Annotated in this window: 3 protein-coding genes and 1 pseudogene; all 4 read right to left on the bottom strand. The window is 41.1% G+C overall.

The annotated features are described in order from the left end of the window. Positions 1-1,337: pseudogene (locus ME3_RS07020) on the bottom strand (hypothetical protein); the annotation flags it as partial. Positions 1,338-1,350: 13 nt separating this feature from the next. Further along, positions 1,351-1,611: a hypothetical protein gene (locus tag ME3_RS02940; protein ID WP_007477001.1), complete on the bottom strand. Its 261-nt coding sequence runs from the start codon at positions 1,609-1,611 to the stop codon at positions 1,351-1,353. An 11-nt stretch (positions 1,612-1,622) separates the two neighbouring features. Then, the gene (locus tag ME3_RS02935; RefSeq protein ID WP_007476999.1) at positions 1,623-2,600 is read right to left on the bottom strand and encodes a phage tail protein; all 978 of its coding nucleotides are present in this window, start codon (positions 2,598-2,600) and stop codon (positions 1,623-1,625) included. Next, positions 2,600-3,280 (bottom strand): hypothetical protein (locus tag ME3_RS07015; RefSeq protein WP_007476997.1); only part of this gene is annotated, 681 nt, incomplete at its 5' end. The genes ME3_RS02935 and ME3_RS07015, both read right to left, overlap by 1 nt.

The raw sequence follows: 3,280 nt of genomic DNA, 5'->3' as shown, positions 1-3,280 counted from the left end.
CCTCTGCCCCCATCACCTCCATTCCCCCCATGCCCACCTATCCTACCAACTTCACCATTCTTGCCATTTTCCTCAATACCATTTTGATCCTCTGCATCAGCTCCATTATCGCCTCTTGAACCATGAATACCTGCAGGATCGTATCCGAAAGAACCACCAGAAGCTGTCATAAACTGACCAACTTTTGTGTCTTTTCCATATAAATTGCTATTCTCGGCTGTTTTTCCGCCCTTGCCGATAGTTACTTTACTGTTGCCAAGAAATTTTTTCTTTGTTCTCACATAAGCACAACACCCACCATTACCACCATGATGAGCACTGTCATCACCAGCATTGCCTCCACCCCAAGCCCATATTTCAAGTTCGGTATCTTCAGTGGTCCCTTCTGGCCATGCAATCTCTCCACTTTTCTTCATGAAAATTTCAACAGGTTTGCTCGTACCCACACCACCACTTCCACTACTGCTGCCATTTGCTTTGATAGAAGCAACCAGATGAGCAGGTGATATCAATGCATTTTCTGTTTTAATGCCATTAATCCAGTCTTGCTTTTCAAGAGGGTGAATGAGATCAACTGCTTTTTGCGCTTTATCAGCAGCTTGCTTTGCACTATCAGCCGTTGTCTGTGCTTGTTGTGTTGCTTGTTCAATTTGACTAACCTTTGTAATCTGAATACGTTCTTGAGGCGTTAGGATAAGGTGTTTTTCTCCCTCTTTCATATGATCCATAGCAAAAACATCCTTTGCTATTCTATTTGGATCATAAACTAATTTTGCCATTGCAAGAGGTTTTGATAATGCAAAATGAGTGATGGTATTTTTAAGATCGACAGGAGATATAGGATAATTGATATCCTCATCTGCCTTCTTCCATTTTTCTATTGTAGGACAGTTTGAACTTAAACACTGTAGTTTTAATCTTTCTTCTGCAGTCAAAATCTTTTTTGTATCGCCTTCAATCATATTTTCCATAGAAAAGGCATCTGAGCTCACATTGGTAGGATCATAAATTGAAGCACTCATATCGCCAATTCCCAAAGGCGAGAGTTTTATCCAGCCAGTACCCGATAGAACTGTATTCTCACAAGGATCCCCACTGGTGTTGATATCATGAACTGTAACCCTATCTTTATAAGCAAGTACCCCAACATCTCTTTTGGCAACAGCTTCATCAGCTCTCTTTCCTTGAGCAGCCGTGGCAAAATAGCCCATAGAATAAGCTGCTGCACTCCCCAATGAAGAGGGGGCAACAACCTTATTGTCTAAAATACCTTCTTTGACTTCTTCATTTGTTGCTGGTTCAATGTCAAACTTGTGTGTGTGATAGGGTATGGACATCGCTTTTAATTCCTTAATTCATTTCTTCAAGATGTATGAGATTTGAAAGTTGCAAACGCAATTCATCAATGGTGTCTTGCAAAGCTTCAATACGTTGATTTGTTTCTTCTTTGTAAGCTGTAAAAGCGCTTGAAAGATCATGTTGAATATCCTCTTTGAGCTTATCAAGGATCTTATTTAAGGGCGCATGAACTAATCTATGACTTGCGTAAAAAAGGACACGAATCTGCCCTGCGTCGGCAATCTCATCAATCGCCGATGGATTATTCAGCATCTTAAAAAACCTTATGATTTTATGGCGTAAACAACCGTTGTATTAACAGGGCGTGTTTCTGTCTCACCTACTGGATGAATCGTGGCACTATGTGTGTGTGCACCCGCTGAGCCTGTATTCCAGTTTTGTTCTTGAATATAAAAACTGGGGTTCCTGTGACCAACTGTATTTCCCCCAGGCGCAAAACGTCTATACGCATGCCTATGTTCTCCTGCTGTGTCAATGGTGCAATTATGCCTATGTGCTTTAAAGCTATCTTGCTGTTTTTGAGCAAACTTTCTGTCTTTATCTATACCACGCCCATTATCAAAACCACGTAAAAACATCCCCCTAAAATCGGGCACTTTAAAAGTCATATCACTATCTACCCCCCAATGTTCACCTATTGCCTTGAATAATCGTGGATATTTTTTGCGCTCATAGCTTGCACCATCACACAAAAGCCAATCATTTGGTAATGCTTGCATGGCAAATGTCGCAATAAAACCAGGGGGGAAAATTTCTATCTGAGGAGGTGTTTTTGGGGTCGGGTTTAATAAATACCAACCATTAAGACTTCTTGCTAACGTGCTGTTATTATAGATCAGTTCATAAATACCATTCTTTTGTAGCTCACCACCTTCTAAAGGTATAACACCACCAACATCACTCATTTTATAAATAGGCTTCTCACTCAAGTTATTAACAGTTATTGTTGTCGCGCCAACATTTGTGTTGCCTGCTTTAAAACGTATAAAAATATCCTTCTTATATGTCGTAATGGGAGAAACTGTTTTGAGTGTGATTGATGTTGTTTTGCTTTCACTGTTGACGATAAATTTTGCTTCAATACTGCCACCATTATCTGCAAGATATTCTCGTATACGCTGCATCATAGCACGGGCACTATTATTGACAGAACTTGGGGGCTGGCCTTGTGCCCAATTAATAATATCATCTGAGTGTGCATTTGTATCTGCTGTCAGTGACCAATCATAAATATCAGACATTATAAACTCCTGACCTTGCTTAAGAACTCTTTGCGCAATTGATCTCCTCTTTGCCGACCATTGAAAGAAGCTGGCTTTCGCCGTAACGGGTCAATTAAGGGCGTTAAATCCACAGGGCGTGCTCCACCTTGTGCAAACACAGGCTGCATCATTTGATTTTGTGCCATTTGTATCTGTTGATCATAATTTTGCGCATTCTCTTTGATGAGCTGCGTTAAACCCGCTATGCCTTTTTTAAAGAAATCACCATGAGCAACATTTTTAAAAGGCCTCATTTGAGAAGGCGCCATATTTCGTGCAAGCAATTGATTTCCCTGCATGACATTTTGAAGTCTTTGCATGCCACGTGGTGAAATCGCCTCACTTGGCATTGCATTCTCATAACTTGGCATTGCATTCTCATAACTTGGCTGAGGTTTGGCTGTTTTATTGTAGAGCTGATAAACATGATTCATAAAATCACCTGCTGTTGCACCAAGGCGCCCACCATTAAAGGCTACAGCTTGTGGGTTTAACAGTTGGCTTGCTGGTGCATCGGGGTTTTTAATAAGCCTTGCAGCCCCAGCTGGCCCTTGTTGGTGGGCTAAGTAAAGTTCAGCTTCTGAAGGGGGTCTTCCCAAAGCTGTTTGCAAATAACGAATATTGTCTTTGGTGAACCGCGCCATTGCATCAATGGATTG

The sequence above is a fragment of the Bartonella melophagi K-2C genome (assembly GCF_000278255.1).
Taxonomy (GTDB): Bacteria; Pseudomonadota; Alphaproteobacteria; order Rhizobiales; family Rhizobiaceae; genus Bartonella; species Bartonella melophagi.
The sequence above is the reverse complement of the archived record's forward strand: the minus strand, read 5'-3'. Positions and strand labels throughout refer to the sequence as shown.